The sequence below is a fragment of the Pseudomonas sp. OST1909 genome, assembly GCF_015277575.1.
Lineage (GTDB): Bacteria > Pseudomonadota > Gammaproteobacteria > Pseudomonadales > Pseudomonadaceae > Aquipseudomonas > Aquipseudomonas synxantha_A.
Genome location: NZ_CP063780.1, coordinates 2,038,533 through 2,052,961, shown reverse-complemented (window position 1 = coordinate 2,052,961; position 14,429 = coordinate 2,038,533). Strand labels below are relative to the sequence as shown.

Annotated in this window: 13 protein-coding genes; 5 read left to right on the top strand and 8 right to left on the bottom strand. The window is 59.9% G+C overall.

The genetic code is table 11. The features are described from left to right. Positions 1-22 precede the first annotated feature (22 nt). The 3 genes from IH404_RS09000 (at position 23) to IH404_RS08990 (ending at position 1,444) form a co-directional block, all read left to right on the top strand. Positions 23-397, top strand: a complete 375-nt coding sequence (locus tag IH404_RS09000; protein WP_005786102.1) for a YajD family HNH nuclease — start codon at positions 23-25, stop codon at positions 395-397. 161 nt (positions 398-558) lie between these two features. Further along, positions 559-1,026 carry an RNA methyltransferase gene (locus IH404_RS08995; protein WP_003189607.1) on the top strand — a complete coding sequence of 156 codons (468 nt, stop codon included), beginning with the start codon at positions 559-561 and terminating at the stop codon, positions 1,024-1,026. A gap of 67 nt (positions 1,027-1,093) precedes the next feature. Then, complete coding sequence (locus IH404_RS08990) at positions 1,094-1,444, top strand: DUF2892 domain-containing protein (protein ID WP_005786098.1); 351 nt, start codon at positions 1,094-1,096, stop codon at positions 1,442-1,444. A gap of 83 nt (positions 1,445-1,527) precedes the next feature. Here the strand turns inward: IH404_RS08990 and IH404_RS08985 are convergent, their stop codons facing one another. Continuing rightward, positions 1,528-2,748 (bottom strand): hypothetical protein, encoded by a 1,221-nt coding sequence (locus IH404_RS08985; protein ID WP_005786096.1) that lies wholly within the window; start codon positions 2,746-2,748, stop codon positions 1,528-1,530. A 14-nt stretch (positions 2,749-2,762) separates the two neighbouring features. Then, on the bottom strand, positions 2,763-3,212 hold the full coding sequence (locus IH404_RS08980; protein ID WP_003172524.1) for a YcgN family cysteine cluster protein: 450 nt from the start codon (positions 3,210-3,212) through the stop codon (positions 2,763-2,765). A gap of 154 nt (positions 3,213-3,366) precedes the next feature. Between IH404_RS08980 and IH404_RS08975 the strand changes: the two genes are divergently transcribed. Continuing rightward, entirely contained in the window at positions 3,367-3,960 is a 594-nt protein-coding gene (locus tag IH404_RS08975) for a nitroreductase family protein (protein ID WP_032803360.1), read from the top strand. 48 nt (positions 3,961-4,008) lie between these two features. Here IH404_RS08975 and IH404_RS08970 read toward each other — a convergent pair whose 3' ends face one another. The 6 genes from IH404_RS08970 to IH404_RS08945 form a co-directional block, all read right to left on the bottom strand. Continuing rightward, the gene (locus IH404_RS08970; RefSeq protein ID WP_194440296.1) at positions 4,009-8,481 is read right to left on the bottom strand and encodes an SET domain-containing protein-lysine N-methyltransferase; all 4,473 of its coding nucleotides are present in this window, start codon (positions 8,479-8,481) and stop codon (positions 4,009-4,011) included. 146 nt (positions 8,482-8,627) lie between these two features. Next, positions 8,628-9,560: a D-2-hydroxyacid dehydrogenase gene (locus IH404_RS08965; protein WP_005786090.1), complete on the bottom strand. Its 933-nt coding sequence runs from the start codon at positions 9,558-9,560 to the stop codon at positions 8,628-8,630. 108 nt (positions 9,561-9,668) lie between these two features. Next, complete coding sequence (locus tag IH404_RS08960; protein ID WP_005786089.1) at positions 9,669-9,962, bottom strand: YcgL domain-containing protein; 294 nt, start codon at positions 9,960-9,962, stop codon at positions 9,669-9,671. After that, complete coding sequence (gene rnd, locus IH404_RS08955) at positions 9,959-11,092, bottom strand: ribonuclease D (RefSeq protein ID WP_005786087.1); 1,134 nt, start codon at positions 11,090-11,092, stop codon at positions 9,959-9,961. The genes IH404_RS08960 and rnd overlap by 4 nt, the downstream gene beginning before the upstream one ends. A gap of 122 nt (positions 11,093-11,214) precedes the next feature. Further along, a complete protein-coding gene (locus tag IH404_RS08950) occupies positions 11,215-11,814 on the bottom strand; it encodes a class I SAM-dependent methyltransferase (protein WP_005786086.1) in 600 nt (199 codons plus the stop codon). A gap of 99 nt (positions 11,815-11,913) precedes the next feature. Next, the gene (locus IH404_RS08945; protein WP_005786085.1) at positions 11,914-13,284 is read right to left on the bottom strand and encodes a glutamine synthetase family protein; all 1,371 of its coding nucleotides are present in this window, start codon (positions 13,282-13,284) and stop codon (positions 11,914-11,916) included. Between the two features lie 348 nt (positions 13,285-13,632). Between IH404_RS08945 and IH404_RS08940 the strand changes: the two genes are divergently transcribed. After that, positions 13,633-14,406 (top strand): transporter substrate-binding domain-containing protein, encoded by a 774-nt coding sequence (locus IH404_RS08940; RefSeq protein WP_005786084.1) that lies wholly within the window; start codon positions 13,633-13,635, stop codon positions 14,404-14,406. Positions 14,407-14,429: the final 23 nt, after the last annotated feature.

Here is a 14,429-nt window from a genome sequence, read left to right as displayed (position 1 = left end):
CACCAAATAGCCAGGAGCCATGATGAGCTCGACCAACCCGCCCTCCCACACCGCCAAGCTGGACCGCATCCTCGCCGATGCCCAGCGCGACCGCGAAATGGGCTACCGCGACAAAGCCTTGAAGATGTACCCCCACGTGTGCGGCCGCTGCGCCCGTGAATTCGCCGGCAAGCGTTTGAGTGAACTGACCGTACACCACCGCAACCATAATCATGATGACAATCCCCAGGACGGCTCCAACTGGGAATTGCTGTGCCTGTACTGCCACGACAACGAACACTCGCGCTACACCGACCAGCAGTATTTCGGCGAAGGCTCCACCAGCAGCCCGAGCATTGCCAAGGCGACGCACAACCCGTTTGCGGCGCTGGCGGGGTTGATGAAGAAAGACGACTGAAGATCGTCCTTGTCTGTACTGGCCTCATCGCAGGCAAGCCAGCTCCCACATTTGGAATGCATTCCCCTGTGGGAGCCGGGCTTGCCCGCGATGACGATCGCCCAAGCACTGCATACACCCAGGCCGTATAATCGCCGTTTTTCTCCAAGGCACCCTTCCCCGTGGGCAATAAACGCTACAGCTGCATCGGTCTGTATAACCCAAAATCCCCCGAAAACGTCGGCTCGGTGATGCGTGCCGCCGGCTGCTACGGCGTGGCCTCGGTGTTCTACACCGGCGTGCGCTACGAGCGCGCCCGGGACTTCATCACCGACACCAAGAAGGTCCACCACGACATTCCGCTGATCGGCATCGACGACCTGAAGAAGATCCTGCCCCTGGGCTGCATCCCGGTTGCCGTGGAACTGGTGGAAGGCGCCCGCCCGCTGCCTGAATACACCCACCCCGACCGCGCGCTGTATATCTTCGGCCCCGAGGACGGTTCCCTGGACAAGGAGATCCGCGACTGGTGCGAAGATGTGGTGTACATCCCCACCACGGGCTGCATGAACCTGGCGGCCACCGTCAATGTGGTGCTCTACGACCGCCTGGCCAAGGGCAACAACACCCGTTCGGGCCCCAAGTACTGATTCTGCGGGAACATCCGGCACCTGCGCGCAGTCAGCTAGTAACACTAGCCCTTGTTGGAGACAGATCATGAGCGACAGCAAAATTTTGCAACCTATCATCGAAGCCACACCGTTGAAGCCTCAGCCTACCCAGAACGTGCATGGCTGGGAGCGCATCGGCTCAGTGGCGGGCGGCGTGATGATGGTCGGCAAAGGCCTGCGCCGCGGCGGGATTTTCGGGCTGATCCAGGTGGCGATTGGCGGCGTGGCACTGGCCCGTGGCTTTACCGGGCACAGTTCGCTCAAAGACAAGCTGGAGCAGGGCCGCCAGGAGATGAACAGCGTGCGCACGAAGATCGAGCGGGCCGGGGAAGAATTGAAGAATTTGAAGACCAAGGCGGAAGTGGCGGCGCAGAAGGCTGTGAAACCCAAAACCTGACCTAAGTAATTGGACATGCTGGAGATTCAAATGTGGAAGGGGGCTTGCACCCTCCCACATTTTGAATTGCACAGGGCTTGGGATCAGCGCAGCAGTTTGCTATCCAGTACCACCGACGACTCGCCGATTACGCTTTCAGCCAACTGAACGAACTCTTTGGTGTTGATGCTGTTCACCCGCATCACCGCCTGCGCCAGATCATCCAGGGAGCGCTTGTTGTGGGTTTTCACGCGGATCTCGCGGTCCAGGTCCTGCAACACCAGTACCGCCCGCGCTACACCAGCGCTGCCGATTTGCTCGCCCCTCAGCGTGGTGACCGCCTTGCTTTCTTTGGCCAGGCGCGCCTGGATCGCCGCATAACGCTCATCGGTGAGGCCCCCGGCACGTCGCACCAGTTCAATCGCGTAATACTCCCCCAGGCCCTCGCTGATCCAGTCACTGCTGTCGTGGTCGTTGAAGCGCCCGATGGCCTGCACCACCTCGCGCAGCAACGGGCTGCTGCCATTTTCGCTGACCAGTGGCGTACGGCTGTTGAGGTAGATCGAATCGTGCGACGCCCAGGCACCGCGGCGCATCGGGTCACTCGCGCCGACGATCAATAATTTGGCGGGATGGCGTGGGAACGCAGCGTCCACCTGCGGCCACACAAACGTCAGCAGCGTCAGCACGTCCATGCGGCGCATGCCCTGCCCCTTTGGCGAGGCCACGGTGACCTCGGTTTCACCCAGGCGCAGGCGACGGCTGCCGAGGTTACCGGCGAGCATCCAGCCGGTGGGGCGGTCGAACAGGCGGGACACGTTGTCGATGCGGAATTTGTTTTTGCCAATGCGCGGCCAGGCGGTTTCGACGCTCTTCCAGCCCGCGGGCAGTTCGAACATCAGGCGCGAGACCAATTCAATGCCATCTTGCTGGTCCAGGCGCGCAGCCGGCACCAGGTCTTCACCGCGCAATAATGCCCAATTGGGCGTGGCCCGTGTGTCAAAGGTGCCCGGCTTGCGCGCGTGGGTCAGGCGCACGCGGTAGGTCAGGCTGGCCTTGTCGGCGCTGGGCTGCCACACACCACGGCTGCCCGTGACTTGCCATTGGCCGTCGGCCTTGAAGTCGCTGTAATCGCCACTGCGGCCCAGGTCAAAGTCCAGGCTGCGCACCGCCGAGCCTTGGGACAGACTGACGCGCACCTCGGCCTGCTCGCTCTGGGGCAGCAGCTTGACGTGATAATCCAGGTCAACCTTCTTAGCGCACCAGCCCGGCCCGCTCAGGGCCAGCAATACCAGGGCCGCTGCCAACTTGGCTGCCACCTTCATACACACTCCTTTGTTCAGCCTGCACGGAAGATCAGGTAATCCTCCCAGTCGTCCTCTGGCACGCTGCCTTCGCTGAGCATGCGCCCGGACTGGGAAATGCGTTCATGGTGCACGGCATCGCGGTCGCCGCAGACCAGGTGGTGCCAGAGCGGCAAATCCTTGCGCTCGCTGACCAGGCGATAGCCGCAGGTTGGCGGCAGCCATTTGAACTGGTCGGCCTGGCCGGGCGTGAGCTGGATACAGTCCGGCACCGAAGCGCGGCGATTGGGGTAATCGGTGCACTGGCAGGTTTTCAGGTCGAGCAGTTTGCAGGCGATACGCGTGTAATAGACGCTGTTGTCGTCTTCATCCTCAAGCTTTTGCAGGCAGCACAGGCCGCAGCCGTCGCACAACGACTCCCACTCCTCCTGGTCGAGGTGCTCAAGGGTTTTGCGTATCCAGAAAGGTTCGACTTTGGCGGCCATGGCTCAACATCAGTATCAGAAGGTGAAAAGGCCGCCAGTCTAGTGCCCAAGCCCGTTACGGCCAAGCGCTTACGACTGACGGTGTTGCAAGACTTGTCAGGCCTGGGTTGGCGCAGTAGTTTTGAACCCCGGCTTTTTTCATCAGGATCTGTCCATGAGCGATAACCCACGCGTTGCCGATTACCCGATCCATACCCAATTCACCGAACGCTGGTCGCCCCGCGCCTTTACTGGCGAAAGCATCCCGCAAGAGACGTTGCTGAGTTTCTTCGAAGCCGCACGCTGGGCACCCTCGGCGTACAACTCGCAGCCGTGGCGGTTTCTCTACGCCCGCCGGGACACGCCGGACTGGGAGCGTTTCCTGGGCCTGCTGAATGAGTTCAACCGCAATTGGGCGCAGCACGCGTCGGCCCTGGTCATCATCGCGTCGAAAACCGACTTCATCGCCCCCGGCGCTACAGAAGAAACCCCGGCGCTGTGGCACACCTTCGACACCGGCTCGGCCTGGGGACACCTGGCGCTGCAAGCCAGCCTCAGCGGCTGGCACACCCACGGCATGGCCGGTTTCGATCAGGAGCTGACCCGCAAAGAGCTGAAGATTCCACAAGGCTATGCGCTGCATGCGGCCGTAGCGGTGGGTAAGCTGGGTGACAAGTCGAGCCTGCCGGAATACCTGCAAGGCCGTGAAGCGCCGAGCCCGCGCAAACCGTTGAGCGAGCTGGTATCAGAAGGTGATTTCCGCTTATAAGGCCCGACGAAAGCTGCACCTGAGCAGTGCAGCTCTATCGGAAAGGGATCAGGTCTCTGGATCTTTTTTGATTGCAATATCGGGTATCGGTTGATAGTACGGGCCGTAGTCCATCAGCAATTCATCACCTTTCTTGATGTGTTTATTTGCCACGAAGAACGTCAGATTTTTCCCAACGCTGATGGACACCACATTGTTTGTTTGCCACACCGGCCCGCCGCGCAGCTGAGAGGTGTTGACCAGGCTCAGCGTATTGCCGCTATTCAATGCACTGACCGTACGTTCACGCGAGCGCGTGCCGAACAAGTAGGTCAAAACCGCACGCGAACCTTTTTTGCGCTCCTCCTCAAACAGGGCAACTTGATTGGGGTAATACTTTCCCGAGTACGGGCCCAGCACTTCGAATCTGGGGATATCTCGCCGCGCAAACACCGAAGCACCACGTACCGGCCCTTCGTCATCCAGCGGTGTCATCACCTCCAAGGTGTCATCAAATCGAGTGCCGTGCTGCCTCTCGGATCTTAACCAGTCTTTTATCGACTCTTTAATCTGACTGCCGACCGAGTTTCTATCGGCTGCACTCATACCATCCAACAATTCATTCCAATAGGTAATCCGAATATCGTCAATAGCCCCCTCCAACTCCCTGGTCAAGCTGATTCCGGGATTTCTCGGGTCCTGTAGGATGGGCAAGGAATTATCGATTTGATGGGGAGCCAGAGTACGAACGTACATGACACCTGGTTCAGTCTTGATGCTCGGGCCGGCTGCCGATGACGGCTCAGGTACCTGTGCCTGTTGCTTCACGACTGGGGCAGTTTCAGGGCGGGGCATCGACAGGTCCAAAGGTTCCTGCTGCGATGGTTCAACGAAATCAGACGCAGGCCGCTTTCTACCTGGGAGTGCGGGAGGGCTTGTACTTGTACTTGTACTTAAAGTGCCCGTACTCATGGGTGACACGGCAGGTGGAATGCGACCGACACGCCGTACAGCCTCCGTGGTGAGGGACCCATCGATTCGAACAAACCAGGACCATTCGAGCGGGCTGAGATTGTGCTGAGCCTGAAAAGCCGCCGGCGTGACTTTATTGCCAGGCTGTTGGGCAAGCTGGCTCCATTGCTGCAAATGCGTATCGGCGATCTTGGTGTAAGTGCCGCCAGCAGCCTTGAAAAACAGCGCCTGCGCCGCAGGCCCCACACTTGCGTCCTGCCTTGCGTGGTTTCGAAAATCACCTAAATCAAGATTATACCGAGCGGCGAAACCCTGCATGGTCACCGTGTCGCGTGCCTGCTGAGTCATCCCTTGCCATTCAAGAAGATGATCCGGTCTGATTGCAAACGCCGGTGTCCCGTTAGGGCGGTCACGCACGATCTTGCCCACATCACTCAAGCCACCACGGCCATCCAGGTAATACGCGAAGGTCGGCGGATGGATTTTATGTTGTCGGGCGAAACCTCGGACAGTGATCTTCTGCTGCTCTTGAGGGGACAGCGCTTCCCAGGCCCGGAGGTGATCGGCGTTAATGATCACACCGCCTTTGCTTCCCAGGCGCTGCCATTGATCGCCGTGCACCTGCTGGACCAGCAACTCGGTTTGCCGATTGTTGTGATAGATCCGCGCCTGGACAACACCCTCTTGCGTACGTGTCACTTGGCGAACTTCATACACCGCCGTCCGCCCATCACTGTCGATATGACGAATATGTGACAAATGGCCATCGGCAGCCACGTAAAGCCCCTGACTGTTTCGTACAAGCCCGGCGATTTTCGACTTGGGGGCCTCATATCGACTGAATGCGGTGTTGCTCAGCTCCACCCCTGATTCGATGTATGCGGTGCCGGCCAGGCCATCCACAGCGTGGATATCAGGGGTAAAACTGTCGAGCGGGCGCCCATAGGCGCGCATCGTGTCGCTATCAAAGGCATACCATTTGCCATTGTGCAGCACAGCCCCCCCTCTGACCCTGTCGCCTGCCACGTTGAAGGCCCCCGTTGCCGCGTCTCCGTACTGCTTGCTGGCAGCCTTGAGCACGTCATAACGACCCGCCGTGCCCCTGAGCTGCTTGAGTTGCCGGCGCACATAACTGCCGCCTTTGGTCGCCAACCGACCACCGCCCACCAACAGATCTCCAACGCCGCTCAACGGGTTGAGGGCATCTACCATGGTAGCTCCGACAAACCTTGCAGCCTTGGCCGCATGGCGTGTCGATGACAAGGCTTTACCCAGTACCTTGCCTGTTTGCGCAGCCTTGCCGACCCCCACGGTGAGCAGCCCGACGACATCCAGAGCCAGATCAAAGAGGCCTTGCCCGACGTTACCCTGGCGAAAATTGACGATGGCCGAGCGTAGCGGGATGAGATTCAGGAAGAACTCGCCAATCGCCTCGTTGCGGCTTCTGTCCTGATCATAGGAAGTGGTTCCCCTGGCCTCATTCAATAGATCATCGTTTTTCAGGTCGAGGGCCTTTACAAATACGCGGGCGATTGCATGACTGCGCGCAGAGTTGAAGCTGTCAGGCAGCACCGCCTCATCAGAGACAGCCTTGAACTGCCGAGCGCCGACATCATCGTGGGGCTTGAACGGCGCGGTTCTCGTAAGGATATCGGCATCCCGTTCATCCATCTTGTGAGAGGTGAAAGGGGCAGTGAGGCGGCGTATCCGATAATTCCTTTTTTCGATCACGCCCCGTCGGGTGTCAATCAGATAGACATTGGTTTGCCCATTCCTGGTGGCCTTCATCTCCAGGGTGTGGCCTCTGGTACGCAACATGGGCGGGCTAAATAAATCAGGGGCAACTGTATATTGGTTGGTATGGAAGAATTCCAACTCGCCGTATTCGAGGTTCTGACGATCTTCCAGCGGTAACGCCGAGATCAGGTGTCGGACCAAGCCTTGGTGGGCTTCTTCATGGGTGTTGATAGCCGCATCGAACGCGGTCTTGAACGACGCGGCAACACTCAATTTCCCCGCCCTGCCAAGGCTGCAAACTTTATCGATGGGCAGACGCTTGTCATTGCTGATCCAATGATCTTCAGCCCCGAGCGGGGTGCCTTCCATGACGATATCCAGCATCGAGCGCATACCGGGATAGAGACCGGGCCGCCCTTCTTTCAACCTGGCCTTCTGTATAGTTTTGACCTCAAACAAGCTTGGGTCCAAGCCGGGAAACGCCTCTTCAAGCAGAACCAAGGCATCCGCCCTTCGACTGGGGATCGGCGTTTGCAGCACAGCGCTGGTGGTTTTTATAGAACTCAAGTGACTGTTAAAGGCCACCCTTACACGCTCCATTGCATCCGCCGAAGGCGTCTGATCAGCACTGAAGAGGGGATCGTTAACCACGGCCCAGTCCCTCAATGCCTGATAATCGATCTGTTGGCTGACGTCTTCGTCGCTCTCAAGCTGCTCAGCAGCCAGCAAAACCTCGGCATACTCCATGCCCAGCGTACGGCCAGGGGTGCGTGCTTCGATCCTAGCCACCGCCATCGCCAAGTGTGTCCAGAGCACGCTGGCGTAGGTCACACTGGCAGGAATATTCTTGATCAGAAACTGCGGCGCTATCCTGGCCAACAGCAGAGAGGCACACAGGTTGGCGGTTTGCGCGGTGGCCCGGCCGTTTTCAATCAAGTGTGTAGCCAGCCTCTGAATCACCGCCGACGCCGTTTGCCCCCAGTGTTGACGGCTTGCCAGATCAAACCCGGCGACGGTGTCGCGGGCAGGCGTGACCAGGGACTCCGGATCAAGTCCAAGTTGGATCGCCGTTAACACATAATCGCTGCTGTCGACGCCCGCAGGGATGCCGTCCAGCCTGGACCGAATGGCATGCCCCAGCGCCATGGCCTTGGGCGAACCGAGCAGTTTTTCCATCGCCAGCACCGGCGCCTTCAGATCCGCTTCAGACACCGAGCTTTCGCTGATCAAATAGCCCAGGGCACCTTTCGCGCTATCCGCCAACGGCAAGCCTGGCAACCCACTGCTGTTGCTTTGCATCAGAGTGATGATGCTGTTCTGGTCTTGAAGGGGCATCTGGACGGGCCACGACAACCCGCCACCGAGGTTGCCCAAAGGATGAACTCTCGCCCGTTCGGCAATCATTTCCTGCAGGCTCGTCAACGCCTCCAGGGTTTTCGGAACCTCTGTGCCACTGCTGGACAAATAAGACTCAAGGCTGACCACTCGGTTGGCAGACAGTGGTTGCGCGGCCGGATCGGCAGAGTTGTCACACACGTACATCGTTGTGTTTTTGAGCTGCGATGCCAGCGCACTCTCCATCTGCGCTCTGGATAGCGCTGGGGTTTGAACGAGTTGCCGGTTCAAGTCCTGGATAATATTCTGCAACTTATCGGCCAGGGTTCGCCGGTTGCAGTGCTCTGCGAGCGCAGCATTAAGTGATTCAGGCTGTTTAATTGCGCGAATATCGACGGCGTGCACAACCTCTTCAGGAGGTTGGACAGCAGGGGTAACGGGCAAGCTGGAATGCGCGAGGGGGCGGGTATAACCCCCCGGCGAAGTGAGGGTATTCATAGGGGCTGTCCTTAGTCAACGAAGCGCTACCTGCGCTATCTGAAGTCCCTGGGTGGAAAATCAGAGAAGAAGGTTCCCTATAAACTGTCAGGCTTTATGTGAGTGACTATAGGTGAACGAGCACGCCCGGTTGCCAGGCGCCCTGGTCAATAGCCGCGCTCGAAATTCACTTCCCCGCGCAACGCTAGCTTGGCCTGGTAGGCGCGCACGTTTTGCACAAACAACGCCACCATCATCGACGGCGAGGTCGGTGCCGAGCTGTGACCGGTCAACAGCAAACCCCACGCGGTCCAGAACGGGTGGCGTTGCGGCAACGGCTCCTGACGGCATACGTCGATCACCGCGCCGGCCAGATGCCCTTCTTTCAGGGCCTCGACCAAGTCGGCATCCACCACCGCCACGCCGCGCCCGACGTTGATAAACAACGCCGTCGACTTGAATTGCTTGAACAACGCCGCGTTGTACACGTCATGGGTGTCCGGGGTATTGGGCAGCAGGTTGATCACGTAATCGACCTCGCCCACCAAGCGGCCCAACTGATCGAGCCCGGCCACTTCGATAAAGGGTGCCTGTTCCCGCGCCGTACTGGCGATGCCGTACAGCTTGACGCCAAAGGGCACCAGGAAATCAGCCACGCTTTTGCCAATATCACCCGTGCCGACAATCAGCGCCGTGCGCCCCGCCAGGCTCTGACCCATGCGGTTGTCCCATTTTCGCTCGACCTGGCTAACCAGCCGCGCCAGCACTTCGCGCTCATGGCCTAGCATATAGGTGAGGACAAACTCGGCCATGACCTGGCCGAAGATGCCAACCGCACGGGTCAGGCGATAGTCGCGGGGCAAGCCATCGGCCAGCAGCGGCGTGATACCGGCCCAGGTCGATTGCAACCACTGCGGGTGATGGCCCTGGCGCAGCAGCGTCGCCAGCAGATCGGGCTGGCCCAGCCACACCGGGCAATCGGCGGCCAGGCGCGAGAGTTCGGCCGAGTCACCGCTGGTCAGCACGTCAAGGTCCGGGGCGGCCTCCTTGAGCAGTTGGGTGTAGAGCGGGTGATCCTGTTCAGCAATCAGAACACGCATGGTTCAAACCTTTCAAAAACAATGCAGACGGACGCACGCATCCTTACGGCCACCGTCGTCTAATACGATTCCATTTAAAGCATGTGCCCTGACACAGGCACTGATCGATCACATCGGGTCGTTGCGGCGCAGCAACTCTTCGGGCAAGTGCTCGATGTACTCGTCTTCGGCCGGCGGCATTTGCAGGTGGTAGCCCTGTTTGTCGAGGTTTTCCAGCACCACGGTGATGTCTTCGCGCGACAGCTTGCGCTCCGGCGTCAGCACCATGTCAAACGCGTGATGCGCCTTGCCGAAGGCGTCCATCAACGGCTCGGGCACGCGCTCGAGGGCATCGCTTTTGAGCACGTAGAGGTACATGCCGTCTTTTTTCTTGCTGCGGTAGATGGAACAAATACGTTTCAAGGCTGTTCTCCGGCATTGGCCAGGCTGTCGAGCAGCGCCTGGCCCATCAACTCGCGGCGCCAGCCACGCAGCGAGTCTGGCAATTGGTAAGGCCCATCGGGGTAGCCACTTTTGACCAGGGCTTCGAGGGTTTTCTTGCGCAGCATCAGTTCCGGCGCCATCTCCAGGCGCTCGGCGAACGTCTGGCCCAGGGCGCGCAGTTGCTTGATCAGCGCGGCGGCATCCACCGGCAACGGTTCGGCCACGGCGGGAGGCCATTGGTCCATCGGCACGCTACCGGCACGTTTGATGAGGTCCAGCAGGAACTGGCCGTCCTGACGCACGGTACGCGGGTGCATGTCTTCGATCTTGCCCAGCGCTGCCAGGTTGTCCGGCTGGGATTTGGCCAACGGCCAGAGCGAATGCTCGCGGATGATGCGGTTGCGCGGCAGGTCACGGGCGCGGGCCTGCTGCTCGCGCCAGGCGCACAATTCACGCAGCACGGCAAGTTGGGCACGGGACAGTTTCCACGCCAGCTTGGCGTCGCGGTACACCTCGAAAGGGTCGATTTCGCGGCGCAGGTTGGCGACCAGTTCGGCACCGTCTTCCAGGACCCAGGCGTACTTGTCATCCGATAGCTGCGGGCGCAGGCGAATATAGACCTCGGCCAGGTGCACCGCGTCTTCGGCGGCGTAACTGACCTGCGTCTCGGACAATGGCCGCTGCAGCCAGTCCGAGCGGGTTTCGCCCTTGGGCAGCTCGATATCCAGCACCGCTTGCACCAGGCGCGAATAACCCATGGAAAAGCCGAGGTTGAGGTAAGCCGCGGCCAACTGGGTGTCGAACAACGGCGCCGGCAGGCTGCCAGTCAGGCGCAACAGCACTTCCAGGTCTTCGCTGCAGGCGTGCACCACCTTGATCACCGCTGGGTTCTCCAGCAAAGCGGCCAAGGGTTGCCAGTTGTCGATGGTCAGGGGGTCGATCAGGTAAGCGCGCGCGCCATCACCGATCTGGATCAGCCCGGCAATAGGGTAAAAGGTGTCGACCCGCATGAATTCGGTGTCGAGGGCGACGAATGGCAACTGCTGCCATTGGGCGCAATGCTGGCCGAGGCTATCGTTGTCGCAGATCCAGTGAATATCGATGGCCACACGGCTCTCCCTTGAAGAATGGCGCGCAGTATATATCGCGAAAGGGGCTTGCGAGCATCCGCAGTGCACACACCATCATGAAAACTCCGACAGGAGATGAAGAATAGTCCGACAAATGGGAGTTATCCTCTCTTACGCAGCACGTACACACACCACAGTTTGGAGCCCGGCAGGAACTCCTGGTAATTCAGAACCTTGAAGCCCGCCTGACGAAACTCATCCTCTACCGGTGTACCCGCGCTTACGGAAACAATCACCGTGTCGCGGCTGACGCGGTGAAACTCACGCAACAACATTAATCGCACATCGCTGCTGGGCACATGACGAAACAACTCCAGGCAGAAAATGCAGTCCACCGCATTCGCCGAAAGGCCAATCGAAAACGCCGAGCCCTGGAAAGTTTTGACACGTTTGAGCAACGTGCCCGGGTGATGGGTACGCGCGTGGTCGAGCATGGCCTGGGAGTTGTCAGAGGCGAGGATCACCCGGTTGACGTGCTCGGCCAGCACCGGCCAGAAGCGCCCCGAACCACAGGCCAGGTCAAGGATAAGCCCTGGCTCACCCGCGACCTTCAGCGCATGGCGAACCAGCCGCGCATCCCGCCACGCGGCCAAGCGCTGCAACAGCCTTGGCGGACGCGGATCACCACAGACCCTGGCATGCTCACGGTCACAGCGCTCGGTGAATTCAGTCTCGATGGGGGATGGAGGTTGTGGCGACATCACGGGCTCATGTGGGTAAAACGGTAGTGAACGACCTTGATTCCCAGCTTAACCACTGCAACGTGAAAAAAAGGTCGAAAGCCGCCACCGTAAACTCCGTCACGCCTGATGCAGGTACCAGCGCCAATCCTGCTCACCGACCTCGCCCATGAACTGGCGATATTCGGCACGTTTGACTGCCAGGTAAACACCAAGGAATTCACTGCCAAACGCATCCTTTGCCCATCGCGAAGCCTCAAGCGCACGCAGGGTGGTCAGCCAGTCAGTGGGCAACAGCTCCTTGGCCTGGGCATAACCGTTTCCTTCCACCGGGGCGCCAGGGTCGCGTTGCTCGCGAATGCCGCGATGGATGCCGGCCAGGATCGCGGCGGCCGCCAGATAAGGGTTGGCATCGGCGCCGCAGATGCGGTGCTCGATATGCCGGGAACTGGCCGGGCCACCGGGCACGCGCAGGCTGACGGTGCGGTTGTCCACGCCCCAGGTGGCAGCCAGGGGTGCATAGCTGTTGGTTTGGAAACGCCGATAGGAGTTGGCGTTGGGGCAGAACATCAGCAGCGAATCGAGCAACGTACTCAGCATCCCGCCCACCGCCTGGCGCAGCAGTGGCGTGCCATCAGCCGCCTCGCTGGCGAACAGGTTATTGCCCTGGGCATCGGCCAGGCTGACGTGCATATGCATGCCGGTGCCGGCCAGGTCGTCGAACGGCTTGGCCATGAAACATGCGGCCATCCCATGCTTGTGGGCCACGCCCTTGACCAGGCGTTTGTAGCGCACCGCTTCGTCCATCGCCTGTAAAGCATCAGTGCGATGTTCAAGGGTGATTTCCACCTGGCCCGGGGCGTACTCGGAGATGGCCGTGCGCGCCGGGATACCTTGCAGCTTGCAGGCGCTATAAAGGTCGGCGAGAAACGGCTCGATCTGCTCCAGTTCGCGCAGGCCATACACCTGGGTCGAGCGCGGGCGATTGCCGTCCATATCCCGCGCCGGTTGCGGACGACCGTTGCCGTCGGGCTTCTGGTCGAGCAGGTAGAACTCCAGCTCTGCCGCCATCACCGGGTAATAGCCATCGGCCTTGAGTGCATCGATGACCTTGGCGAGCAAATGCCGAGGGTCGGCCACGGTGGCGGGCAAGCCTTGTGTGGGGTGCATGCTGACTTGCACCGCTGCGGTAGGAATCAAACGCCAGGGCATACGCTGCAAACTGCCACTGATCGGGTAGGCGCGGCAGTCGATATCGCCGACTTCCCACACCAGCCCTGAGTTTTCTACGTCATCGCCATTGATGGTCAGGCCGAGAATGGTGCTGGGCAGTGGCCGGCCGGTTTCGTACACCGCCAGCAGTTCGTCGCGGTGCAGCAGCTTGCCGCGGGGGACGCCGTTGTTGTCGAGGATAAACAGCTCGAACATCTCGATGTCGGGGTTCTGCTCAAGGAAGGTTCGGGCTTCGTGCAGGCGGGCAAAGACACTCATAGCAATTCTCATACGTTTGGGTCAGGCAGGCGCAGATGCGCACAGGTGCGCGTCATCCGTGGGGGTGGATCAACGTAGAAGAGAGGTGTCTGGCGGGCGCGCGTGTCGACAATGGAACAAGGCCCAGAACGCAAGTGCAGAAGGCAGTGTCGCGGCGTGAGTGTCGGGGCAACCGTCCATGCGCGGATCACAGAAATAGAGAACCCCGAGCGTCACACGCCTGGATAGGCGGTTAAATTCAGGCTTGATGGAGTTTGGGTGCAGTTTGGCTAAACATTCCTCACCTTGCCACCCTGCCCGGCGCTGGAAATAATGGGCGCCCCGACCGTGCCCCAAGGACTCGCCCCCATGAAAGCTCCTCTGGCCCTCTGTGTGCTGGCAAGCCTGGCCAACATCGCCCAGGCCGACACTGTTCCGTCACGTCTTGACGAGGTGATCCAGCGCGGCACCCTGACCGTTTGCACAACGGGCGACTACAAGCCCTACACCTCATTGCGCGCCGATGGCCGTTATGAAGGTATCGACATCACCATGGCCGAGTCCCTGGCCAAGAGCCTCAACGCCACGATCAAGTGGGTGCCCACCACGTGGAAAACCCTGATGCCGGACTTCCTCGCCCAACGGTGCGACATCGCCGTGGGCGGGATTTCGGTGTCGCTGGAGCGGCAGAAAAAGGCGTTCTTCAGCCAATCGCTGGGGGTTGACGGCAAGATCCCACTGGTGCGCTGCGCCGATGTGCAGCGCTACCAAACGGTTGAGCAGATCAACCAGCCACAGGTGCGGGTGATCGAGCCGGCAGGTGGCACCAATGAAGTGTTTGCCCGTGCCCACCTGGGCCAGACGCAGATTCGCCTGCATGACAATGTAACGATTTTTGATGAGCTGCTGGCGGGCAAGGCCGATGTGATGATTACCGATGCCAGCGAGGCGCGGTATCAGCAGAAGCTCAAGCCTGGGTTGTGTGCGGTCAATCCTGAGCGGCCGATGCAATACAGTGAAAAAGCCTTCCTGCTGCCTCGCGATGATGTGGCCTGGAAGAGTTATGTGGATCAGTGGTTGCACTTGAGCGTGGCGACCGGGGGGTATGCGGGGATTGTCAGCCAGTGGTTGGCTGCGCCTTGAATTTTCTGCCATGACGGCCTGTC